This is a genomic window from Stenotrophomonas sp. 2201_Sma, assembly GCF_056486685.1.
The window spans coordinates 755,435-778,169 of the sequence record NZ_CM151329.1 but is presented as its reverse complement, the minus strand read 5'-3'; the positions used below and the strand labels follow the sequence as shown (position 1 = coordinate 778,169).

General features: G+C 67.6%; 22 protein-coding genes. 18 read left to right on the top strand and 4 right to left on the bottom strand.

The features are described from left to right. The first annotated feature begins 202 nt into the window (after nucleotides 1-202). The 5 genes from ahpC to ACZLIF_RS03460 all read left to right on the top strand — a co-directional run bounded on the left by ahpC (nucleotide 203) and on the right by ACZLIF_RS03460 (nucleotide 5,164). Nucleotides 203-766 carry an alkyl hydroperoxide reductase subunit C gene (gene ahpC, locus ACZLIF_RS03480; protein ID WP_005408159.1) on the top strand — a complete coding sequence of 188 codons (564 nt, stop codon included), beginning with the start codon at nucleotides 203-205 and terminating at the stop codon, nucleotides 764-766. Between the two features lie 222 nt (nucleotides 767-988). Then, the gene (ahpF, locus tag ACZLIF_RS03475; protein WP_053519116.1) at nucleotides 989-2,581 is read left to right on the top strand and encodes an alkyl hydroperoxide reductase subunit F; all 1,593 of its coding nucleotides are present in this window, start codon (nucleotides 989-991) and stop codon (nucleotides 2,579-2,581) included. Nucleotides 2,582-2,665: 84 nt separating this feature from the next. Continuing rightward, nucleotides 2,666-3,631, top strand: coding sequence for a LysR substrate-binding domain-containing protein (locus tag ACZLIF_RS03470; protein ID WP_128990826.1), 966 nt, complete (start codon nucleotides 2,666-2,668; stop codon nucleotides 3,629-3,631). Between the two features lie 122 nt (nucleotides 3,632-3,753). Then, on the top strand, nucleotides 3,754-4,158 hold the full coding sequence (gene rnk, locus ACZLIF_RS03465) for a nucleoside diphosphate kinase regulator (protein ID WP_053519113.1): 405 nt from the start codon (nucleotides 3,754-3,756) through the stop codon (nucleotides 4,156-4,158). Between the two features lie 49 nt (nucleotides 4,159-4,207). Then, nucleotides 4,208-5,164 (top strand): transaldolase, encoded by a 957-nt coding sequence (locus ACZLIF_RS03460; RefSeq protein ID WP_065175981.1) that lies wholly within the window; start codon nucleotides 4,208-4,210, stop codon nucleotides 5,162-5,164. A gap of 586 nt (nucleotides 5,165-5,750) precedes the next feature. Here ACZLIF_RS03460 and msrA read toward each other — a convergent pair. Both msrA and ACZLIF_RS03450 read right to left on the bottom strand, forming a co-directional pair. After that, complete coding sequence (msrA, locus tag ACZLIF_RS03455) at nucleotides 5,751-6,416, bottom strand: peptide-methionine (S)-S-oxide reductase MsrA (protein ID WP_053519160.1); 666 nt, start codon at nucleotides 6,414-6,416, stop codon at nucleotides 5,751-5,753. Nucleotides 6,417-6,446: 30 nt separating this feature from the next. After that, entirely contained in the window at nucleotides 6,447-6,710 is a 264-nt protein-coding gene (locus tag ACZLIF_RS03450; protein ID WP_053519109.1) for a putative signal transducing protein, read from the bottom strand. 184 nt (nucleotides 6,711-6,894) lie between these two features. Between ACZLIF_RS03450 and ACZLIF_RS03445 the strand changes: the two genes are divergently transcribed. From ACZLIF_RS03445 to ACZLIF_RS03420, 6 genes are all read left to right on the top strand, one after another. Further along, on the top strand, nucleotides 6,895-8,643 hold the full coding sequence (locus ACZLIF_RS03445; RefSeq protein WP_128990569.1) for a glutamine--tRNA ligase/YqeY domain fusion protein: 1,749 nt from the start codon (nucleotides 6,895-6,897) through the stop codon (nucleotides 8,641-8,643). A gap of 51 nt (nucleotides 8,644-8,694) precedes the next feature. Continuing rightward, entirely contained in the window at nucleotides 8,695-9,348 is a 654-nt protein-coding gene (locus tag ACZLIF_RS03440; RefSeq protein ID WP_128990571.1) for a hypothetical protein, read from the top strand. 48 nt (nucleotides 9,349-9,396) lie between these two features. Next, nucleotides 9,397-10,119, top strand: a complete 723-nt coding sequence (locus ACZLIF_RS03435) for a DUF6348 family protein (RefSeq protein WP_065182846.1) — start codon at nucleotides 9,397-9,399, stop codon at nucleotides 10,117-10,119. A gap of 94 nt (nucleotides 10,120-10,213) precedes the next feature. Further along, on the top strand, nucleotides 10,214-10,774 hold the full coding sequence (locus ACZLIF_RS03430) for a nucleoside deaminase (protein ID WP_065176235.1): 561 nt from the start codon (nucleotides 10,214-10,216) through the stop codon (nucleotides 10,772-10,774). Continuing rightward, entirely contained in the window at nucleotides 10,758-11,825 is a 1,068-nt protein-coding gene (rlmM, locus tag ACZLIF_RS03425; RefSeq protein WP_128990574.1) for a 23S rRNA (cytidine(2498)-2'-O)-methyltransferase RlmM, read from the top strand. Before ACZLIF_RS03430 ends, rlmM begins: the two co-directional genes overlap by 17 nt. 71 nt (nucleotides 11,826-11,896) lie before the next feature. After that, nucleotides 11,897-12,295, top strand: a complete 399-nt coding sequence (locus ACZLIF_RS03420; protein WP_128990576.1) for an EF-hand domain-containing protein — start codon at nucleotides 11,897-11,899, stop codon at nucleotides 12,293-12,295. Between the two features lie 171 nt (nucleotides 12,296-12,466). Here the strand turns inward: ACZLIF_RS03420 and ACZLIF_RS03415 are convergent, their stop codons facing one another. Both ACZLIF_RS03415 and ubiH read right to left on the bottom strand, forming a co-directional pair. Beyond that, nucleotides 12,467-13,648 (bottom strand): UbiH/UbiF family hydroxylase, encoded by a 1,182-nt coding sequence (locus ACZLIF_RS03415; protein ID WP_128990578.1) that lies wholly within the window; start codon nucleotides 13,646-13,648, stop codon nucleotides 12,467-12,469. Then, entirely contained in the window at nucleotides 13,645-14,853 is a 1,209-nt protein-coding gene (gene ubiH / locus ACZLIF_RS03410; RefSeq protein WP_065176232.1) for a 2-octaprenyl-6-methoxyphenyl hydroxylase, read from the bottom strand. The genes ACZLIF_RS03415 and ubiH overlap by 4 nt, the downstream gene beginning before the upstream one ends. A gap of 109 nt (nucleotides 14,854-14,962) precedes the next feature. Here ubiH and ACZLIF_RS03405 point away from each other — a divergent pair, with 109 nt between their 5' ends. The 7 genes from ACZLIF_RS03405 (at nucleotide 14,963) to rsmA (ending at nucleotide 22,728) form a co-directional block, all read left to right on the top strand. After that, entirely contained in the window at nucleotides 14,963-15,547 is a 585-nt protein-coding gene (locus ACZLIF_RS03405; protein ID WP_478462328.1) for a hypothetical protein, read from the top strand. A gap of 8 nt (nucleotides 15,548-15,555) precedes the next feature. After that, complete coding sequence (locus tag ACZLIF_RS03400; RefSeq protein ID WP_065176231.1) at nucleotides 15,556-16,110, top strand: cob(I)yrinic acid a,c-diamide adenosyltransferase; 555 nt, start codon at nucleotides 15,556-15,558, stop codon at nucleotides 16,108-16,110. Nucleotides 16,111-16,119: 9 nt separating this feature from the next. Then, on the top strand, nucleotides 16,120-17,058 hold the full coding sequence (locus tag ACZLIF_RS03395; protein WP_065176230.1) for a histone deacetylase family protein: 939 nt from the start codon (nucleotides 16,120-16,122) through the stop codon (nucleotides 17,056-17,058). Nucleotides 17,059-17,147: 89 nt separating this feature from the next. Continuing rightward, nucleotides 17,148-19,604 carry an LPS-assembly protein LptD gene (gene lptD / locus ACZLIF_RS03390; RefSeq protein WP_080375337.1) on the top strand — a complete coding sequence of 819 codons (2,457 nt, stop codon included), beginning with the start codon at nucleotides 17,148-17,150 and terminating at the stop codon, nucleotides 19,602-19,604. Then, on the top strand, nucleotides 19,601-20,944 hold the full coding sequence (locus tag ACZLIF_RS03385) for a peptidylprolyl isomerase (protein WP_128990580.1): 1,344 nt from the start codon (nucleotides 19,601-19,603) through the stop codon (nucleotides 20,942-20,944). The genes lptD and ACZLIF_RS03385 overlap by 4 nt, the downstream gene beginning before the upstream one ends. A 3-nt stretch (nucleotides 20,945-20,947) precedes the next feature. Continuing rightward, nucleotides 20,948-21,928: a 4-hydroxythreonine-4-phosphate dehydrogenase PdxA gene (gene pdxA, locus ACZLIF_RS03380; RefSeq protein WP_128990582.1), complete on the top strand. Its 981-nt coding sequence runs from the start codon at nucleotides 20,948-20,950 to the stop codon at nucleotides 21,926-21,928. After that, the gene (rsmA, locus tag ACZLIF_RS03375; RefSeq protein WP_065182841.1) at nucleotides 21,925-22,728 is read left to right on the top strand and encodes a 16S rRNA (adenine(1518)-N(6)/adenine(1519)-N(6))-dimethyltransferase RsmA; all 804 of its coding nucleotides are present in this window, start codon (nucleotides 21,925-21,927) and stop codon (nucleotides 22,726-22,728) included. Before pdxA ends, rsmA begins: the two co-directional genes overlap by 4 nt. Nucleotides 22,729-22,735: the final 7 nt, after the last annotated feature.

Here is a 22,735-nt window from a genome sequence, read left to right as displayed (position 1 = left end):
GCCCTCTTCACGCGTCCCTGGCGATTTCCCTTGTCACACAGGCAGTTGCAGGATGAGGGACGCAAGGTTCAGTGCGGGCTCATGGCAATTTGATAGGCTGCATCTATCAAATAGATGCAATCAATGGATTGTTCTTATCGCAACTGAGCCGGTAACCTAGCTCCTGTCGATTCACCCACTCCCTTCACCCAGAGGAAAAATGATGTCCCTCATCAATACCCAGATCCAGCCGTTTGAAGCCAACGCCTACCACAACGGCGAGTTCATCAAGGTTTCCGATGCCAGCCTGAAGGGCCAGTGGTCCGTCCTGATCTTCATGCCGGCTGCATTCACCTTCAACTGCCCGACCGAGATCGAAGACGCCGCCGACCACTACGCCGAGTTCAAGAAGGCTGGCGCTGAGGTCTACATCGTCACCACCGACACGCACTTCTCGCACAAGGTGTGGCACGAAACCTCGCCGGCCGTCGGCAAGGCCCAGTTCCCGCTGGTCGGCGACCCGACCCACCAGCTGACCAACGCCTTCGGCGTGCACATTCCGGAAGAGGGCCTGGCCCTGCGCGGCACCTTCATCATCAATCCGGAAGGTGTGATCAAGACCCTGGAGATCCACTCCAACGAGATCGCCCGCGACGTCTCCGAGACCCTGCGCAAGCTGAAGGCCGCCCAGTTCACCGCCGCCAACCCGAACCAGGTGTGCCCGGCGAAGTGGAAGGAAGGCGAGAAGACCCTGACCCCGTCGCTGGACTTGGTCGGCAAGATCTAACGCAGCACCGGCACGCCGTGGCCCCATGCCACGGCAGGCCCATCTCCATGCCGGCGGCATCGCCGGCGTGGGGGTGAACCCAAGACAGCCATCGCCGGCCCGTCGCGGCCAGCCAGCCCCTTCCACGGTCGCTGTCTTGGGTTCACCCCTACCCCCTGCTGGTCCGCTACCTTCTACAGCGGTGCCACGCCCCCTGTTTGCCTGAATCCAGGAGAAGACCCGATGTTGGACGCCAACCTGCAGTCGCAGCTGAAGACCTATCTGGAGCGCGTGACCCGCCCCATCCAGATCACCGCGCATGCCGACGACGGCGACAAGTCGCGGGAAATGCTGGAACTGCTGCAGACCCTGGAAAGCCTGTCCGACAGCATCTCGCTGCAGGTGCTGCGTGATGGCCAGGGCCGCGTGCCTTCGTTCGACCTGGGCACGCCCGGCCAGGACATCCACCTGACCTTCGCCGGCCTGCCGATGGGTCATGAATTCACCTCGCTGGTGCTGGCGCTGCTGCAGGTGGGCGGTCATCCGTCCAAGGCCACCGCCGAACTGATCGAGCAGGTGCAGAGCCTGGAAGGCGAGTACCGGTTCGAGACCTATTTCTCCCTGTCCTGCCAGAACTGCCCGGACGTGGTGCAGGCGCTGAACCTGGCCGCGGTGCTCAACCCGCGCATCCAGCACGTGGCCATCGACGGCGCGCTGTTCCAGGAGGAAGTGGAGAAGCGCGAGATCATGTCGGTGCCGACCGTGTATCTCAACGGTGAAGTCTTCGACCAGGGCCGGATGACGCTCGAACAGATCGTGGCCAAGCTGGATACCAACGCCAGCAAGCGCGACGCAGAGAAGATCGCCGCCAAGCAGGCCTTCGACGTGCTGGTGGTGGGCGGCGGCCCGGCTGGCGCGGCCGCAGCGATCTACGCGGCGCGCAAGGGCATCCGCACCGGCATCGCCGCCGAGCGCTTCGGCGGCCAGGTACTGGACACCATGGCCATCGAGAACTTCATCTCGGTCAAGGAGACCGAAGGCCCGAAGCTCGCCACCGCGCTGGAGCAGCATGTGCGCGAGTACGACGTGGACATCATGGATCTGCAGCGCGCCACCGCGCTGGTGCCGGCCGGCGACGATGGGCTGGTACAGGTGCAGCTGGAAAACGGCGCGGTGCTGAAGTCACGTTCGGTGATCCTGTCCACCGGTGCGCGCTGGCGGCAGATGAATGTGCCGGGCGAAGAGCAGTACCGCAACAAGGGGGTGGCCTACTGCCCGCACTGCGATGGCCCGCTGTTCAAGGGCAAGCGCGTGGCGGTGATCGGTGGTGGCAACTCCGGCGTTGAAGCTGCCATCGATCTGGCCGGCATCGTGTCGCATGTAACCCTGCTGGAATTCGATTCCAGCCTGCGCGCCGATGAGGTGCTGCAGAAGAAGCTTCGCAGCCTCGGCAATGTCACCGTGCTGACCAGCGCCCAGACCACCGAAGTGCTGGGCGATGGCAGCCGGGTCACCGGGCTGGTCTACAAGGACCGCATCGGTGGCGACGCCCACCGCGTAGAGCTGGAAGGCATCTTCGTGCAGATCGGCCTGCTGCCCAACACCGAGTGGCTGAAGGACACCGTGGCGCTGTCGCCGCGCGGCGAGATCGTCATCGACGACCGTGGCCAGACCAGTGTGCCCGGCGTGTTCGCCGCAGGTGATTGCACGACGGTACCCTACAAGCAGATCATCATCGCCATGGGCGCCGGCTCGACCGCCGCACTGAGCGCGTTCGATCATCTGATCCGCTCGTCGGTGAGCAAGAGCAGCGGAGCCGTTGCCGAAGCTGCCTGATCCACTGCTCCCGGGTTGCCGGGAGCATTGTCAGCTGCGGGGTGACCACGCCGCCAGCCGGTCCGTTATCCCTGGGATGTGAGGATGAATCTACGCGATCTGAAGTACCTGGTAGCCCTGGCCGACCACAAGCATTTCGGTCGGGCTGCCGCGTCGTGCTTCGTCAGCCAGCCCACGTTGTCCACCCAGATCCGCAAGCTGGAAGAAGAGCTGGGCCTGCCGCTGGTCGAGCGGGCACCCCGCAAGGTGATGCTGACCCCGGCCGGGCAGGAAGCCGCTGCACGGGCGCGGGTGATCGTGTCCGAGGTGGAGCAGCTGAAGGAAGCGGCACGGCGCAGCCGCGATCCGGAAGCCGGCACGGTGCGCCTGGGAATCTTCCCGACCCTGGGCCCGTACCTGTTGCCGCATGTGATCCCGCGCATCCGCGAACGTTTCCCGGAACTGGAACTGCTGCTGGTCGAAGAGAAGAGCGATGTGCTGCTGGAGCGCCTGCGCGAAGGCAAGCTCGATGCCGCGCTGCTGGCACTGCCGGTGATCGACGATCAGCTGCACGCCGAGTTCCTGTTCGAGGAGCCGTTCCTGTTGGCCGTCTCCGGTCGCCATCCGCTCGCCCAGCGCGCCCATCTGGATGTGCAGGAACTGGCCACGCAGAAGCTGCTGCTGCTGGAAGACGGCCATTGCCTGCGCGACCAGGCGCTGGAAGTGTGCCGGCTGTTCGGCGCCAACGAGAAATCCGAGTTCCGCGCCACCAGCCTGGAAACATTGCGGCAGATGGTCGCCGCCGATGTCGGCATCACATTGCTGCCGAGCCTGTCGGTGCAGCCCCCCGTCCCGCGCTCGAACAACATCCGCCTGCTCGATTTCATCGGTGAGGGCCGGCCCAGCCGCCGTATTGCGATGGTCTGGCGCCGCAGCTCGGCGATGAACGACTTCCTGATGGAGCTGGCCAGCCAGTTCAAGCGCCTGCCGCATGCGCTGTTCACGCTGGAAGCCGCCAATGGCGCGGCCGCCGATCCGGCCAGCCTTTCCGGCCCCGCGCTGAACGGCTGACGGCCCCGCGTCCCCGCCCCCGAGCGGCGGGAGTCGATTCCGGTCGCATTTGTCCCCACAATACAGACAGGCGGCGCCAGCAGGCGCCGCCTTTTGCATGGTTTTCAACCAAGGAGTTTTACATGAACACCGCCAGCGGCCTGCCGCCGTCGATCACTGTCTCAACCTTCGACATGGACCGCCTGGAGGCCATGCTCGAAGCCCCTGCGCTGAGCCAGACGCCTGCCGCGCTCGCGCTTGCCGAAGAACTCAACCGGGCCACCGTGCTGGCGCCGGACCAGATTCCCGAAGGCATCGTCATGATGCATTCCCGCGTGGAGTGCGAAGATGGGGTCTCAGGCGAGAAGCACGTCCTGACCCTGGTCTTCCCCCGCGAAGCCAACGTCGATGAAGGCAAGGTTTCCGTGCTGGCCCCGGTCGGCAGTGCCCTGCTCGGCCTGTCGGTCGGCCAGAGCATCGACTGGACTGCACCCGGTGGTCGCAAGCTGCGCCTGCGCGTGACCGCAGTGCACAACGACCGTCCCTGATCTCCGCTGCGCACTGCGCGCGATCCGATTCCCCGTACCAGGAGCCGTAATGAGTACCTCGTCCAAACTGTCCCAGCTGCGCGAACTGTCCGTGGTCGTTGCCGATACCGGTGACTACGAGGCGATCAAGCGCCTGCAGCCGGTGGACTGCACCACCAACCCGACCCTGGTGAAGAAGGCACTGGACCTGCCGGTCTATGCCGATCTGATCGAGCGCGAACTGGCCTGGGGCCGTCAGCAGAGCGGCGACCGCGAAGCCGTGGTGCATGCGGTGGCCGATCGGCTGACCATCGGCGTCGGCGCGCTGCTCAGCACGCTGGTGCCGGGCCGCGTGTCCACCGAGGTGGATGCTGACCAGGCGTACGACACCGCCGCCACCGTGGCCAAGGCCCGCCAGTTCATCCAGATGTACGCCGATGCCGGCGTGCCGCGCGAGAAGATCCTGATCAAGATCGCCGCGACCTGGGAAGGCGTGGAAGCGGCGCGGATCCTGCAGGCCGAGGGCATCGACTGCAACCTGACGCTGATCTTCAACCCGACCCAGGCGCTGGCCTGCAGCGAAGCGGGCGCGTTCCTGATCTCGCCGTTCGTCGGCCGCATCCTTGACTGGTACGTGGCCAACGGCCAGACCCCGGCCAACATCGATGAGGACCCGGGCGTGAAGTTCGTGCGCAGCGTGTATGCGGAGTTCAAGCGCCGTGGTTCGCCGACCGTGGTGATGGGCGCCTCGTTCCGTTCCACCGCACAGATCGAGGCGCTGGCCGGCTGCGACCGCCTGACCATTTCGCCGGATCTGCTGGAGAAGCTGGACGCCGATCACGGCGAGCTGCCGCGCAAGCTGGTGCCCGGTGAGGGTAACGGCGTGGCGGTGACCCCGATCGATGCGGCGACGTTTGCGGCGGATCTGGCTGCCGATCCGATGGCGACCGAGAAGCTGACGACCGGTATCGAGGCGTTCGCCAAGGATCTGGAAGCGCTGCGCGAGCGGATCCGCGCGGCGCTGTAAGGGTTCCAGCCAACGGCTGAGCCCCTCGTGGCGGGGGCTTGGTCGCGAAAGGCGGGTAATGCGTTTGGCAGGGTGGGTAGGCCGTGCAGGGGACGCTGCAAGTACGTCCCTGTAAGCTCGGTCGCCGCATCCATGCGGCTCACGCCCCTGCACAGCCTACCCACCCTGCCTTCGACAATTTCCTGCGGCCGCCCGCCACGGAAGAAAGAGAGAAGAGCAACAGCGGGTCGCGCGCTTCGCTTGCTCGGAGCGGAGCATGGCTCCGCTCTACAAAAGACACCGCAGGATCAAACAAAAAGGACGCGGCGAAGGCCGCGTCCTTCTTGTTTTCCTTCAGTTCGTCAGTAACCCACGCTCTTGCCCACCGTCACCGGGAAACTGTCGGAGGTGGGGTGGTGTGGGTTGGCAGGACCGTTGGCGCCATGGATGGCGCCATCGAGCCCCCATGGATGGGTTCACGGCGTGTCCTGCCGACCCACACCGCCCCCCCTACTCAAAGCAACCCAGAGCCGCTTTGGCTTTGGCTCTGGCTTTTGCTTCGGCAGTTGCTTTCCGCTTCTGCCCGCCGCAGGCGGACCACCGCGCGTCAGCGCGGCGCCTCCACATCCAGCCCGATCGGGCAGCTCACCCCGGTGCCGCCGATGCCGCAGTAACCGTTCGGGTTCTTCGCCAGGTACTGCTGGTGATAGTCCTCGGCATAGTAGTACTCCGGCGCCGGGAACACGATCTCGGTGGTGATCGGGCCATAGCCGGCCGCGTCCAGCTGCGCCTGGTAGGCCTCGCGGCTGGCCAGCGCAGCGGCGTACTGCGTTTCGTCGGTGGCATGGATCGCCGAACGATACTGGGTGCCGGTGTCGTTGCCCTGGCGCATGCCCTGGGTCGGGTCGTGGCTTTCCCAGAACAGCTGCAGCAGCCGTTCCAGGCTCACCACCTTCGGATCGAACACCACCTGCACCACTTCGGTGTGGCCGGTCAGGCCGGAGCAGACTTCTTCATAGGTGGGATTCGGCGTGACGCCGCCGGCATAGCCGACCGACGTGCTGTACACGCCCGGCTCCGACCAGAATTTGCGCTCGGCTCCCCAGAAGCAGCCAAGCGCGAAACGGATCTGCTGCAGGCCGGCAAAGCGGTCCTTCAGCGGGTGACTGTTCACGAAGTGCTGGTTGCTGTGCAGCGGCAGTGGCTGATCACGCCCTGGCAGCGCCTCTTCCGGGCGCGGCAGGCGCTGCTTGAAGGCGCCGATGCCCAGGATGCCCTGTCCGATTCCCAACATGATGCGCTCCTACGCCGGAAGGCCGGCAATGTCGTCTGCATCGGAAATGGGGGCGTCGGCGGCGTGGCCCAAGTCCAGGCCGGCGACGATGCCTTCAGCCTCGGCCCGCGCGGCGTCGGGGATGCCGACCCTCAATACACCAAACAGCGGCAGCTCGCCCATGCCCCCCAGCAGCTGCTCGCCAAACACGAAGGCAGGAATGCCGGCATCTTCCAGCGCGTGCTTCACCAAGTGGGCGTCGAACAGATTGTCGGCCTTGTACACGATGTGCATGGGGCGGCTCCACGGGAGAGGCCTCCAGCATACGCCCGGGGGCTGAATGCCGCCGCTGCGCTCGCCGGGCATGGCCCGGCGCTACCCCCGCCCCCCCTGCGCCCGGTAGCGCGGGCGCAACCCCGGCAGCCCTTCCCCTTACGCGCTAGACTGTTGGTCTTTCTGCCCTTTTTCGCCCAGCCTCATGTCCGAGCACACCCCCGCCAGCCCCGAGACCCCCGCCGACAGCCACGAAAAGCGCGATTTCATCCGCCAGATCGTGCGCGAGGACCTGGCCAGCGGAAAGCACCAGGCGATCAAGACCCGGTTTCCGCCGGAGCCGAACGGCTACCTGCACATCGGCCATGCCAAGTCGATCTGCCTGAACTTCGGCATTGCCGGCGAGTTCAGCGGCGTATGCAACCTGCGCTTCGACGACACCAATCCGGCCAAGGAAGACCCGGAGTACGTGGCCGCCATCCAGGATGATGTCCGTTGGCTGGGGTTCGAGTGGAACGAACTGCGCCACGCCTCCGATTACTTCCAGGCCTACTATCTCGCCGCCGAGAAGCTGATCGAGCAGGGCAAGGCCTATGTGTGTGACCTGTCGGCCGAGGAAGTGCGTGCCTACCGTGGCACCCTGACCGAGCCGGGCCGTCCCTCGCCGTGGCGCGAGCGCAGTGTCGAGGAGAACCTCGACCTGTTCCGCCGCATGCGTGCCGGTGAATTCCCGGACGGTGCGCGCACCCTGCGCGCGAAGATCGACATGGCCAGCGGCAACATCAACCTGCGCGATCCGGCGCTGTACCGCATCAAGCATGTCGAGCACCAGAACACGGGCAATGCGTGGCCGATCTACCCGATGTACGACTTCGCGCATGCGCTGGGCGATTCGATCGAGGGCATTACCCACTCGCTGTGCACCCTGGAATTCGAGGACCATCGCCCGCTCTACGACTGGTGTGTGGACAACGTCGATTTCGCCCATGACGACGCACTGACCCAGCCGCTGGTCGATGCCGGCCTGCCGCGCGAAGCCGCCAAGCCGCGCCAGATCGAATTCTCGCGCCTGAACATCAACTACACGGTGATGAGCAAGCGCAAGCTGATGGCGCTGGTCACCGAGCAGCTGGTGGACGGCTGGGAGGACCCGCGCATGCCGACCCTGCAGGGACTGCGTCGCCGCGGCTACACCCCGGCGGCAATGCGCCTGTTCGCCGAACGCGTGGGCATCAGCAAGCAGAACTCGCTGATCGACTTCAGCGTGCTGGAAGGCGCGCTGCGCGAAGACCTCGATGGCGCCGCACCGCGCCGCATGGCCGTGGTCGACCCGCTCAAGCTGGTACTGACCAACCTGCCCGAAGGCCATGAAGAACAGCTCACCTTCAGCAACCATCCGAAGGACGAGAGCTTCGGCAGCCGTCAGGTGCCGTTCGCGCGCGAGGTCTGGATCGACCGCGAGGACTTCGCCGAAGTGCCGCCGAAGGGCTGGAAGCGCCTGGTGCCGGGCGGCGAAGTGCGCCTGCGTGGTGCTGGCATCATCCGCTGCGATGAGGTGATCAAGGATGCCGACGGCACCATCACCGAGCTGCGCGGCTGGCTGGATCCGGAGTCGCGCCCCGGCATGGAAGGGGCCAACCGCAAGGTCAAGGGCACCATTCACTGGGTCAGCGCCGTGCACGGCGTTCCGGCCGAGATCCGCCTGTACGACCGGCTGTTCTCGGTGCCGAACCCGGACGACGAGTCGGAAGGCAGGACCTACCGCGACTACCTCAATCCGGAATCGCGCCGCACCGTCACCGGCTATGTCGAGCCGGCCGCGGCCAGCGCCGCGCCGGAGCAGTCGTTCCAGTTCGAGCGCACCGGCTACTTCGTTGCCGACCGCCGCGACCACACCGAAGCCAAGCCGGTGTTCAACCGCAGCGTGACGCTGCGCGATACCTGGTCGGCCTGAGGACCTGCGCGGGCGCCGGCACGGCGCCCGCACGCCCGCACGCCCGCGACGATGGTCACCGCCCTGTCCGCCCTGCTCTGGTTCATCTCGCAGCATCCGCTGCTGACGTTCTTTGCAGCAATGGGGCTGGCCGCGCTGGTCTCGTGGTGGCGGCGTTCACCGGTCTACGCCATCGTGGTGTTTCCGCTGGCGATGCTCAACATCTTCCTCGGCAGCTTCCTCAACGCCACTTTCCTCAACGCGGTGGGCGAGCGCGGTGAAGCGGTGATCGTGAAGGCCGAGGAAACCAATTCCACGATCAACGAACAGTACATCTGGCGCTACGAAGCGGTGTTGCGCACTTCCGAAGGTCGCGACGTGGAGGTGGTGTTCCACACCAACACCGCTTCGCTGTGGCCGCTGGAGAACGCGATCCGCATCCCGGCTCAGGACCAGCCGTTCGTGGTGAAGTACACGCCGGGCTTTCCGCGCAACTTCGTCATCCTCACCACCGAATCACCGCACGGCATCGCCCAGGCCCGTGCCAGCGCGCGCGAGCGGGTGGAGGTAGCCGCACGCAAGCTGCACTTCAGCCCGGGCAACGCCGATTTCCGCGCGGACTATCGCCGCGAACTGGATACCTGGCTGCGTGATCATGGCAACGATCCGCAGCAGCAGTCCGACGCACGGCGATATCGCGCAGAACGCGAAGCACTCGATCACTAGCACCCGGCCCGGCCTGGATGCTCCACCCGATCCATCCACAGGCCTGACATGACCACGACGTCCACCGCCCTCCTCCCGCTGCTGCAGCAGGTCCTGCAGGACGCTGGCATCGCCAGCCGCGTCGACGGCGGCGCGCTGGTGCTGGACAGCGGCCTGCGCCTGACCCCGCATGCGATGGCAGCACACGCGCGCGACAACGGTGGCTGGCAGACCTCCACGGTCATCGAGGCGCAGCACCCCACCCTGTTCGCCGATGGCCTGTTCGAGTACCAGCACGCCAACGGCGCCGATGAGCAGGCCTCGCTGCTGTCCGGCTTCCAGGCCTGGGTGCGGGTGGACCTGGCCACCCTGCAGACCGCAGTGGGCGCCGACGACGCGCAGGGCCTGCCGATGATGGGCCTGACCTATCCAGCAGGTGATGACGGCAAGGAACACGGGCGCACCGTCGTGCTGGGGCCGCTGGCCCACTACCGCGCGCAGGAGGTGGAGGTCGCCACATGCAGTGAGGACGACCACGGTTCCTGCCCCTGCTGCCTGTTCACCAGGAGCATGGACGCCTTCGACGAGCTGCTGAAAGCGCGCCAGTTCCTTGCCATCCGCCTGTTCGCCTCGCGCGATGCCGATGGCCTGTGCGAGGCCGATTGTCGGGTCAATGGCCACGACTTCGCCCCTGCCCTGCCATTGCTGCGCGCGTATGCCGCCAGTTGGCCGCAGGCCGGGCTGGAGTTCCGCAAGCAGTACGTGGTGATCCGCACCGGCTCACCCGGCTGACGCGCCCACACCCGGTACAGGCCGGTGCGGCTACACTGCGCGCCGGTTTCCCAAGCAACCGCACTTTTCCCATCCCACACGAGGCACCCCCGCGATGCTGTATGCGCAAGTCCACCTGACCCTTCCCGCCTGGATCCACGACCAGATCGACCTGGATCGTCGATATCCGGGCGATGAGGCCAAGGTCGCGCTGGCCATCGAGCTGTCGCGCCAGAACGTCGAGCACGCCAGCGGCGGTCCGTTCGGCGCCGTGGTGTTCGGTCCGGACGACAAGGTGATCGCCGCCGGCGTGAACCGGGTGATGCCGCATGCCACCTCGTTGGCACATGCCGAGAACATGGCCTACATGCTGGCCCAGCAGCGCCTGCAGACGCCGCGCCTGAATGCCGTGCTGTCGCCGGTTACCCTGGCCACCAGCTCGCAGCCGTGCTGCCAGTGTTACGGCGCTACGGTGTGGGCCGGCATCGACCGCCTGCTGATCGGCGCCAGTGCCGCCGATGTAGAGGAACTGACCCCGTTCGACGAAGGCCCGCTGCCGGCCGACTGGGTGGGCGAGCTCAACAAGCGTGGCATCGAGGTGGTGCAGGGCCTGAACCGCGACGCCGCACGCAGCGTGCTGCGCGCCTATGGGGAAAGCGATGGCGCCCGTTACTGAAACCGGCATCGGCCTGCTGTGCCTGTGCCGCCAGGGCTTCGAGCCGGAGCTGGCCGGCGAACTGCAGTTCCGCGCCGGTGAGGCAGGCTTCGCCGGCTACGCACGTACCCAGCGCAATGATGGCTATGTGTTGTTCATGTGCGAGGAAGCGGCCGCGCTGGCACCGCGGCTGCCGTGGCGCGGTCTGATCTTCGCGCGGCAGAAGCTGGTGGTGCTGGCTGAACTGCCGCAGCTGGATCCGGCCGATCGCATCACGCCGATGCTGGAGGTGCTGGCCGATGCGCCACGCTTTGGTGATCTTTGGGTCGAACATCCGGATTCGGATGCCGGCAAGCCGCTGTCCGGGCTCGCCCGTGCGTTCGGCAACGCATTGCGCCCGGCGCTGCGCAAGGCCGGCAAGCTCAGCGACAAGCCCAATGCACGGCTGCCACGCCTGCACGTGGTGTTCGTCGACGGCACCCACGCCTTCATCTGCGTGGCCGACCCCGCCGACAGCGCACCGTGGGCACTGGGCATTCCGCGCCTGAAACTGCTGCCGGAGGCCCCCTCGCGTTCGGCGCTGAAGCTGGACGAAGCCCTGCTGACGCTGCTGGCGCCGGAAGAACGCGAGGCACTGGTGAAACCCGGCATGCGCGCGGCCGATCTGGGGGCGGCACCGGGCGGCTGGACCTGGGTGTTGACCCGCCAGCACATGCAGGTGCTGAGCATCGACAACGGCCCCCTGCGCCAGCACGTACTGGATACCGGCCTGGTCGAGCACCTGCGCGCGGATGGCTTCCATTGGCACCCGGAGCAGCCGCTGGACTGGATGGTGTGCGACATGGTCGAGCAACCGCGTCGCGTTGCCGAACGCATGGCCACCTGGTTCCGCGAAGGCTGGTGCAGGCATGCCATCTTCAATCTGAAACTGCCGATGAAGAAGCGCTGGGACGAGACCCGGCTGTGCCTGGACCTGTTCCAGGAGAAGGCTGGCACGTCTCTGGAAGTGCGTGCCAAGCAGCTCTATCACGACCGCGAAGAGATCACCGTGCTGGCGTCGCCGATGCGGTGATGCGCGGCAGGGTCATCGCCCGCACAGGATGCCGCGGGTACGCTTCCGTCAACGCCCGCCAGGAGTCCGTCATGTGCCGTCCGCGTTTGCCCGTGCTGCTGGCTGCCCTGCTGGCCACGTCCCCCGTGCTGGCGCAGCAGCTGCCGCCCACACCCGCGCAGAGCCAACCGCTGGGTCCGACCGGCGGAGCCATCCGCCAGCAGCCCTTGAATGCCGGACGGGTCACCGGCAGCGTCGATATCCCGATGCCCGCAGGGGAGGCCCAGGTCACGGTGCGCTCGGTTGAACCCAGCAGCGTGACCGGCCAGTACCGCATCCACTTTGCCGCGCTGGATACCGACGGTGATGGCTTCATCAGCCGTGCGGAGGCCCAGGCCAATCCTGCACTGGCCGATGAGTTCACCGCGCTGGACAGCAAGCGCCGCGGCAAGCTGGATCGTGCCGACCTGGCCGGCTGGCTGATTGATTGATCCGGTTCACGGATCCCGCCGGGCATGGCCCGGCGCTACCGGCCTGATGATCCGCCGAACGGCGTCCCGTTGCCGCGCTGGATAGCGCCGATCTGGCCGGCGCACTGATTGATTGATCCGCTGCGGGTAGCGCCGGGCCATGCCCGGCGGATCAACCGCCAAACGGGGTCGTCACACGCCGGCGGCGCGCTTCCAGAACGCCTGAACCAGTGGCGGCCACTTGCCGACGCAGCCCAGCGCGCGGCCACGGGCCAGGGTCAGGTGCATCTCGTCGTTGGAGAACAGGCGGTTGATCGCATCGAAACTGTAGGCGGCCACCTGGTTGTCGCTACGCCGCTCGCGGGCCCAGCGCTGCAGGCGCTGCGGCGACAGGCGCGGCTGGCCACGGCGCTCGGCTGACGGCGCCAGCCATTGCCGCAGGGCAGCGACATCCCGCAGCCCCAGGTTCACGCCCTGCCCGGCCAGGGGATGCACCACATGCGCGGCGTCGCCGAGTGCGAGCACGCGGCCGGCCACATAGTGGCGGGCCAGCTGGCGGCGCAGCGGGAACGCGGCGCGCGGCGACACCAGGCGCAGTTCGCCCAGCCGTGCGGCGAAGGCGCGGGTCAGTTCGCGATTGAATGCCTCCTCCTCCAGCGCCAGCACGCGCACCGCCTCTTCGTCAGGCAAGGTCCACACGATCGAGCTGCGGCGCTCGGCCACCGGCAGCAGCGCCAGCGGACCGGTCGGCAGGAAACGCTGCCAGGCCGTGGACTGGTTGGGCAGCTCGCTGTCGACGTAGGCCACCACGCCACGCTGGTGATAGTCGTGGCGCACCACGTCGATGCCCGCCAGCTCGCGCAGCGTCGACTCGGCACCATCGGCGGCCACGGCGAGGGCCGCTTCCAGCCTGCGTCCGTCATCCAGGCGCAGTCGCACCCCTTCCTCGTCCTGCTCCAGCGCCTCCACCCGTGCCGGGCAATGCAGCTGCACCCCGGCCGCCGGCAGTGCCGCCCACAGGCGATCCTGCAACAGCCCGTTCTCGACGATGAAGCCCAGCTCGCGACGCCCCAGGCGGTCGGCATCGAACAGCAGGTCCTCGCCTCCCGCGGCATCCCATACCTGCATGCGGCGATACGGCCAGGCCCGCGCCTGTACGATCGCAGGCCACACGCCGAGACGGTCCAGCAGCTGCACGTTGTCAGCCGCGAAGGCGAACACGCGCAGGTCCGGCTGCGATGCCTGCCAGGGCGCGGGCTCACGGCCCTCCACCAGGGCGACGGCCAGCCCCGCATCGGCCAGCGCCAGTGCACACGCGGCACCGACCACGCCGCCTCCCACGATGACCACGTCCAGGCGCGCGCGGCGGTTCATGCGGCTTCTCCGCGGCACAGTCGCGGCACGACGCCACGGAAACCCATCGCCCCGCCGACCAGCATCGACTGCACCGAACCGCGCTGCGCGGCCACCAGGCCGAGACTGCGCAACGGGCGCATCAACGGCGCAGGATTGCTGGTCAGGCGCGCCAGTCCTCCGGAGAACGCCACCGTCTGCTGGCGATCCTCTTCCCGACGGGCCACATACGCACGCAGCAGCGCATCACTGCCGGCATCGCCTGCATCGTCTTCCAGCAGTTCGGCCAGGGTCAGCGCATCGCGCAGGCCCAGGTTGAAGCCTTGCGCGCCCAACGGATGGATGGTCTGTGCGGCATTGCCGAGCAGCACCGCGCGCTCGCCTGCCAGGGCGCGCGCCAGCACCTGGATCAGCGGGTAGGCACTGCGCGGACCCGACTCCAGCAGACGCCCGGCACGCCAGCCGATGGCATGCTGCAGGCGCTGCAGCCACGCTGCGTCGTCCAGCGCCATCACCGCGTCGGCGTCTTCGCGCGCCACCCCATGCACCGTGCCGAAATGGCGGTCGCCACGCGGCAGCAGGGCCGTCGGGCCGGTATCGGTGAAGCGCTCCCAAGCCGTGCCGTCGGGCGCGCGCTGGCTGCGCACGCGGGCCACGAACAGGGTCTGCTGGAAATCGTGGCGGTCGACCTCGATGCCCAGCGCCTCCCGCACCGCACTGGCCGTGCCATCGGCACCGACCACCAGCCGTGCCAGCAGCGTGCGCTCGCCGGCGTCGTCGGCCACATGCACCTGGCGACAGCCCTCCACCACCCCGCCCAGGCCGAGGAAACGCATCGGCCGGTAACGCCGCAGCCGCGGCAGTTCCTGAAGGCGTGCCTCAAGCGCATGACCGAAGTCACGTGCGACCACCACCTGGCCGAACCACGGCCGGTTGTAATCGGCCGCATCGAGCTGCACCCGGCCAAAGTCACCGGCGCGGCTGACATGGATGCGACGGATCGGTCCCGGCGCCATCGCCAGCTTCTGCATCACCCCCAGCGCGGTCAGCGCGTTGACGGTGGCGGCGGCGAAACTGAGGTTGCGCTGGTCGAACACCGCCGGCAGTCCACCGGCAGGGCTGGCCTCGATCAGGCCCACGTCGCGGCCCAGGCGGTCCAGGGCGATGGCGAGGCTGGCACCCACCAGTCCGCCGCCGACGATCAGCACGTCATGTCGTTCACTCATGGCGTTCATGATACGCGCTCGCCCCGGCTGTACACCGAACGCGACGCTGCCTGCGCCAACCCGCGCGGCGGGCTAGAATGAAAGCTGAATCCGCTCCGGGCCCGCCGCCATGTCCGACACCGCCAATCGCGCCTTCGTCCTGTCCGTGCTCGTGCTGTTGCTGGCGGCGACCCGGGTCAACCACTTCGCGGCGATCCCCGATGCCTCCTGGGCGGTGTTCTTCATCGGCGGTTTCTACCTCGCGCGCTGGACGCGCTGGGCCTTTCCGCTGCTGATGCTGTTCGCGGTGCTGGTCGACTGGATCGTGATCCGCAGCGCGGGGCTGGATTTCTGGCAGCACTACTGCGTGTCGCCCGGCTACTGGCTGCTGCTGCCGGCGTACTTCTCGCGGTGGGCCGGCGGCATGCTGCTGGGCCACAACTACCGCGGCGCGCGCTGGCCGGTGCTGGCCAAGGGTGCGCTCCTGCTGGTGGCCTCGGTGGCGCTGTGCCACCTGCTTGCGCAGGGGGGCTTCTACTGGACCACCCGCAACGTAGCCGAGCCGACGCTGGCGGGCTGGGCGCAGAACTACGCACAGTGGTTCGGCCCCTACCTGCGGACCACGGCGATCTACGTGGCGCTGGCCGCCGCCCTGCAACTGGCCGTGGAGCAGGTGCTCAAGCTCCAGCAGGCCCGTCGCGACATCCGGCACTGAGCTGCGCCATGGGCCATCGCCTCTCGCGCATCTACACCCGCACCGGTGACGACGGCAGCACCGGACTGGGCGATGGCCAGCGCGTAGCCAAGGACGATGCCCGCGTCGCCTCCTACGGCACCGTCGACGAAGCCAACGCGGCGCTGGGCCTGCTGCTGGCCGCACCGCTTCCGGACGACGTGCGCGCGCTGGTGGTCCATCTGCAGCACCAGCTGTTCGACCTGGGCGCCGAGCTGTGCATCCCCGGCCATGCCGCGATCCATGCCGCCGATGTCTCGGCACTGGAACAGCAGCTGGACCACTACAACGCCACGCTGCCGATGCTGAAGGAGTTCATCCTGCCCGCCGGTGGCGAAGCCGCCGCACGCTGCCACCTGGCACGAACGATTGTCCGCCGCGCCGAGCGCGAGACGGTGACGCTGTCCCGCCATGAGAACGTGCGCAGCGAAGCGCTGCAGTATCTCAACCGGCTGTCGGACCTGCTGTTCGTGCTGGCCCGGGTGCTGGCCCGCGCCGATGGGCAGGGCGAGGCGCTCTGGCAGCCCCAGCACCGGCAGGGCTGAGTCCGTACGATGCTGGTCTTCACCCATCCGTCCTGCCTGCTGCACGATCCCGGTCCGGGCCATCCCGAATGCCCGCAACGGCTGCAGGGCGTGCTCGACGCCCTGCGCGGCGCATTCCCCGGCCAGCTGGACTGGCGCGAGGCCCCACCCGCCAAGTTCGGCGAGTTGAGCCGGGTCCACGACAGCGCCCTGCTCGACTTCGTGCTGCAACCGCAGACCGTGCCCCTGCGCCAGCTGGACATGGACACCTGGACCTCGCCCGGCTCGGCCAGCGCGGCGGTGCATGCTGCCGGTGCCGGTGTGGCCGCGGTGGATGCGGTGATGCTGGGCGCGGACCCGCTGGCGTTCTGCGCGGTGCGCCCGCCGGGTCACCATGCCACCAGCAGCACGGCCATGGGCTTCTGCCTGCTCAACAACATCGCCATCGCCGCAGCCTACGCGCGCGACCGCCACGGGCTGGAGCGGATCGCGGTGGTCGACTTCGACGTCCACCATGGCAACGGCACCCAGGACATCTTCCAGCACGACGCACGGGTGTCGTATTACAGCACCCACCAGGCCGGCCTGTTCCCCAACTCCGGCCTGCGCCGTGACCGTGGCGCGGGCAATCTGATGAACATCCTGCTGCCGCCGGGCAGTGGCGGATTCCGCTTCCGCAATGTCTGGGCCGACGAGATGCTGCCGGCCATCGACGACTTCCGCCCGCAGCTGATGCTGATCTCGGCAGGCTTCGACGCCCATCTGCGCGACCCCCAGGCGGATCTGATGCTGGAGACCGAGGATTTCGCCTGGATCACCCGCGAACTGCATGCGCTGGCGCGTCGCCACGCGGCCGGCCGGGTGGTGTCGATGCTGGAGGGCGGCTACGACCTGCAGGCCCTGGCCGAATGCAGCGTGGCCCACGTGCAGGCCCTGATGTCGCCGGCGGCGTCCCCCCCGGCTGGATGAACCCGAACCGGTGCGACCGGGCCGCCTTCATTGCCCCTATGCAAGGGATGGGGCAAGCTACCGTCCGTTTTCGCCCGAATCCGAACCGCGTGCGCCGAGCCCTCCGCCTGCTTCCCCTGCCTCTGAGCATCGCCGTCTGCCTGCCGGCGATGGCCGATGATAAGCCGCTCAACTGGGGCCTGTGCCCGGCAACCGACGTCATTCCCGCGTTCACCGACGCCCCGACCCCGGTTCCGGGCCAGGACAAGGCCGCCGCCAGCGCCGCGCGCGAGCAGCAGCCGACCGATATCGAGGGCGATCAGCTGCTGGGTACCACCACGGTGCCGCAGTACGAGGGCAACGTCGCCCTGCGTCGCGGCGACCAGTTCGTCGGCACCGACAAGCTCAGCTTCGACACCGAGTCCGGCAACTACATCGCCGATGGCAATGTCCGCTACCAGGACGCGTCGATCCGCATGGTCGCCAAGCGCGCCGAGGGCAACCAGGAAAGCGACACCCACAAGATCACCGACATCCAGTACCAGCTGGTGTCCCGCCGTGGCAACGGCGACGCCGAATCGGTCGACCTGCAGGGCGCGGTCGGGCAGATGCACCGCTCCACCTACACCACCTGCGACCCGTCGCAGCCGGTGTGGAAGCTGTCGGCGCCGCAGATCGAAGTGGACAACGACGAGGGCTTCGGCACGGCGCGCAATGCCGTGCTGCGCATCGGCAAGGTGCCGGTGCTGTGGGCACCGTACTTCAAGTTCCCGATCGACGACCGGCGCAAGACCGGCCTGCTGTTCCCGCAGCTGGGCATGTCCGGGCGCAACGGGTTCGACTACACCCAGCCGATCTACCTGAATCTGGCACCGAACTACGACGACACGCTGATGCCGCGCTACATGAGCCGGCGCGGCCTGATGCTCGACAACGAGTTCCGCTACCTCTACAACGGCGGCCGCGGCGAACTGCTGACCGCCTACATCCCCAACGACAAGCTGCGCGACCGCGATCGCGGCCGTGTCATGTTCAGCGGCTACCACAACGTGGACAGCCACTGGCAGGCACGTGCCAACCTGGCCTGGGTCAGCGACGAGCGCTACGTCGAGGACTTCGCCAACCGCCTGGTGGGCGTGACCGCCTCGAACCTGCAGAGCACCGTTGGCCTTTACGGCACCGGCCAGAACTGGACGGCCGGAATCATGGCCGACCGCTGGCAGCTGACCGACTACACGCTCAACGAGAGCGCGCTGGCCTACAACCGCCAGCCGCGCCTGTACTTCAACTGGGACAAGCCGGTCCTGTCGTGGCTGGAAACCGGCGTGTACGCCGAAGCCGTGCGCTTCACCCATGAAGACATCAACTTCAAGTACGGCCCCGAGGCCGGACCGGACCTCGAGTACACCCGTACCGGCCAGACCCAGCGGATGTACGGCGGCGCACGCCTGGACCTGAAACCCTATGTGTCGCTGCCGTTCAGCGGTGCGGCCTGGTACGTGACCCCGACCCTGGCCTACCGCTACACCGCCTACGACCTGGACCGGCAGCTGGCCGACAGCATCCGCCGCAACGTGCTGGTTTCACAGGGCGTTGATCCGGCCACCGCTACCCCCGAGCAGCTGCGCGGCAACACCTCGCCCAGCCGCAGCCTGCCGATCGGCAGCATCGATGCCGGCCTGTTCTTCGACCGCGAGACCACCATCGGCGGCCGCTCGTTCCTGCACACCCTGGAACCGCGCCTGTTCTACCTGCGCACGCCCTACCGCAACCAGGACGAGCTGCCGATCTTCGATACCCGCGACTTCACCTTCAGCTGGGGCCAGCTGTTCCGCGACTCGCGCTATACCGGCGCCGACCGCCAGAACGACGCCAACCAGCTGACCATGGCGCTGGGCACCCGCTTCATCGACCAGACCACCGGCCGCGAGCGGTTCTCGGCGGCCATCGGCCAGATCCAGTACTTCGACGAATCGCGGGTGACCGCCGTGCCGGGTGGCCCGCCGGTGGAAAAGGGCAAGTCGGCCTGGATCGCCGATGCCAACTACATGGTCAACGACCGCTGGACCCTCAGCGCGACCTACCAGTGGGACCCCAAATACAAGCGTGAGGACCTGGCCAGCTTCCGCGCCCGTTACCTGATGCCCAACGATGGCGTGGTCAACCTGACCTACCGCCACCGCATCAACCCGGACGGCACCGACCTGCTGAAGCAGGCCGACCTGTCGTTCCTGTACCCGCTGAACCCCCGCTGGAGCCTGGTCGGCCGCTACTACTACTCGCTGGAAGACAAGAAGCCGCTGGAAATCATCGGTGGCGTCCAGTGGGACAGCTGCTGCCTGGCCGTGCGCGCGGTGGCCCGCCGCTACGTGCGCAACCGCGAGGGCGAGCTGAACAATTCCATCCAGCTGGAGTTCGTGCTGAAGGGCCTCAGCTCCCTGGGCCAGGACACGGACCGCACCCTGCGCCGTGCTATCCTCGGCTACAACCGCGACGACCTCTATCTCGTGCCCCCCAGCAATACCGGGACGACCCGGGACGACTACGATCCGAATCTGATCCCATGACCAAGCGCTTCCCCGTTCTTCTCGCCTCGCTGCTGGCGGTGTCCAGCGTGTCCGCCCCCCTGCAGGTACTTGCCCAGGAGGCGCAGCCGCTGGACCGCATCGCCGCTGTCGTCGATGAGGACGTGATCCTGCAGAGCGAACTCCAGCGCGCCATCGCCAACATCAAGGCGCAGTACGCCGGCCGCGAGGCCCAGCTGCCGCCGGATGACGTACTCAGCCGGCAGGTGCTCGAGCGCCTGGTGCTGGTCAAGCTGCAGGTGGCCCGTGCGCAGGGCAGCGGCATCCGCGTCAGCGACCAGGAGCTGAACCAGGCGATGAATGCCATCGCCCAGCAGAATGGTTCCAATCTGGACGCGCTGCGCCAGCGCCTGGCAAGTGACGGCATCGATTTCAACGACTTCCGCGCCTCGGTGCGTGACGAGATCACCGTGCAGCGCCTGCGCCAGAGCTTCGCGCAGAGCCGCATCAGCGTCAGCGAGGGCGAAGTCGATGCCGCGTTGAAGCAGCAGGCCACCGCCGGCAACCAGTACCACCTGGCGCACATCCTGATCGCCCTGCCCGACGGCGCCAATGCCGAGCAGATCGCCACCGGCCAGAAGAAGGCCGACGGCGTGAAGGCCCTGCTGGACAAGGGTGAGCTGGACTTCAATGCCGCCGCCGTACGTTACTCGGACAGCCCCAATGCACTGGAAGGCGGCGACCTGGGCTGGCGCAGCATGGACGAGATCCCGGCCGCGTTCGCGCAGCTGATGGAAAAGATGAATGCCGGTGACGTGGTTGGCCCGATCCGTGGTCCGAGCGGCTTCCAGCTGCTGAAGCTGGTGGAAGTGCGCGATTCCAGCGCCGCCGCCGGCACCCATACCGTCACCGAGTTCCACGGCCGCCACATCCTGGTGCGCGTGGACGAAAACCAGACCGATGCGGCCGCCAAGGCCAAGATCGACACCCTGCGTGCCCGCATTGCCGGCGGCGCCGACTTCCAGACGGTGGCCAGGGAGTCGTCCGAGGACAACAACAGCAAGGGCCAGGGCGGCGATCTGGGCTGGTTCCCGGCCGATGCGTTCGGTCCGGCCTTCGGCCAGCAGGTCCAGAGCGTGCAGGACGGCGGTGTCAGCCAGCCGTTCCGCACCGACGCCGGTTGGCACATCGTGCAGCGCGTGGCGACCCGCCAGACCGACGTGACCAACGACAACCAGCGTGCGCAGGTCCGCGAGACCATCGGCCGCCGCAAGCTGGAAGACGAATACAACCGTTTCCTGCAGGAGCTGCGTGGCGAAGCCTACGTCAGCTTCCGCAGCGGTGACCGCGCGGAAAACACCGCGACGCCGCCGCAGTCCTGACCGATGCGCCCCGAGCTCGCTCTGGTACCGGGCGAGCCCGCCGGGATCGGCCCGGAGCTGTGCATCCGCCTGATCCAGCAGCCGCGCGATGATTGCCGGCTGCTGGCTTTCGCCGACCCGGATACCCTGCGCGCAGCCGCCGCCGCGCTGGACCTGCCCCTGCAACTGCTGCCCGAGGAGGCAGAAGCCCGCTTCCCGGGCGACCTGCGTCTGCGCGTCGTGGCCAATGCCGTCCCGAGCCGCTTCGGCCACGCCGATCCGGCCAATGCCGGCGCGGTCATCGGCGCCCTGCTCGGCGCCGGCCAGGCCTGCCTGTCGGGCGAGCTGCACGGCGTGGTCACCGGCCCGGTGCACAAGGCGATCATCAACGAGGGCGGCATCGCCTACAGCGGCACCACCGAACTGCTGGCCGACCAGGCCGGGGTGAAGGTGGTGATGATGCTGGCCAATCACATCGTGCGCGTGGCCCTGGCCACCACCCACCTGCCGCTGCGTGAGGTCGCCGATGCGATCACCGCACCCGGCCTGGAGCACACCCTGCGCACCGTGCACGCCGCGCTGCGCCGCGAGTTCGGGCTGGCATCGCCGCGCATCGCCGTGCTCGGCCTGAACCCGCACGCCGGTGAAGACGGTCACCTCGGCCGCGAGGAACTGGATCTGGTCATCCCGCTGCTGCAGCGCCTGCGCGCTGAAGGCATGGATCTGGTCGGGCCGCTGCCGGCCGACACCGCGTTCCTGCCAGGCAAGCTGGCAGGTTTCGATACGGTCCTGGCCATGTACCACGACCAGGGCCTGCCGGTGCTGAAGTACTCCGGCTTCGAGCAGGCCGTGAACCTGACCCTGGGCCTGCCCTACCCGCGCGTCGCTGTCGATCACGGTACCGCGCTGGACCTGGCCGGCCGCGGCATTGCCGATCCATCCAGCCTGCAGGCGGCAACGACGCTGTGTGCGCAGCTTGCGCGGCAACGTACACTGAGCGCATGAATTCCCCGCATTCCCCCTCCGGCCCGGTGTTCACCGCCCCGGCCAAGAAACAGCTTGGCCAGCATTTCCTGGCCGATCGCCACTACATCGACAAGATCGTGATGGCGGTCAACCCCAAGGACGGTGACCGCCTGGTCGAAATCGGCCCCGGCCAGGGAGCGATCACGCTGCCGCTGCTGCGCGTGCATCCGGCACTGACGGTGATCGAGTTCGACCGCGACCTGATCGCGCCGCTGACCGCCGCCGCCGAGCCGCTGGGCGAGCTGACCATCGTCCACCGCGACGTGCTGCGCGTGGACTTCACCGAACTGGCGGCCGGACAGCCGATCCGTCTGGTCGGCAACCTGCCGTACAACATCTCCTCGCCTATCCTGTTCCATGCGCTCGAGCATGCCGCCGTGGTCCGCGACATGCACTTCATGCTGCAGAAGGAAGTGGTCGACCGCATGGCAGCCGGCCCCGGCAGCAAGGTTTACGGCCGCCTCAGCGTGATGCTGCAGGCCTACTGCACCGTCACCTCGCTGTTCGTGGTGCCGCCGGGTGCGTTCCGGCCACCGCCGAAGGTCGATTCGGCCGTGGTGCGGCTGGTGCCGCATGATCCGGCCACGGTCGGCATCCGTGACCATGCCCGCTTCGCCGAAGTGGTCAAGGCCGCCTTCGGCCAGCGCCGCAAGACCCTGCGCAACGCACTGAACAACGTGGTGTCGGCCGACCAGTTCGCCGCTGCCGGCGTGCGCCCCGATGCCCGTGCCGAACAGCTGGACGTGGCCGAATTCATCGCCTTGGCCAATGCCTCCTGATTACACT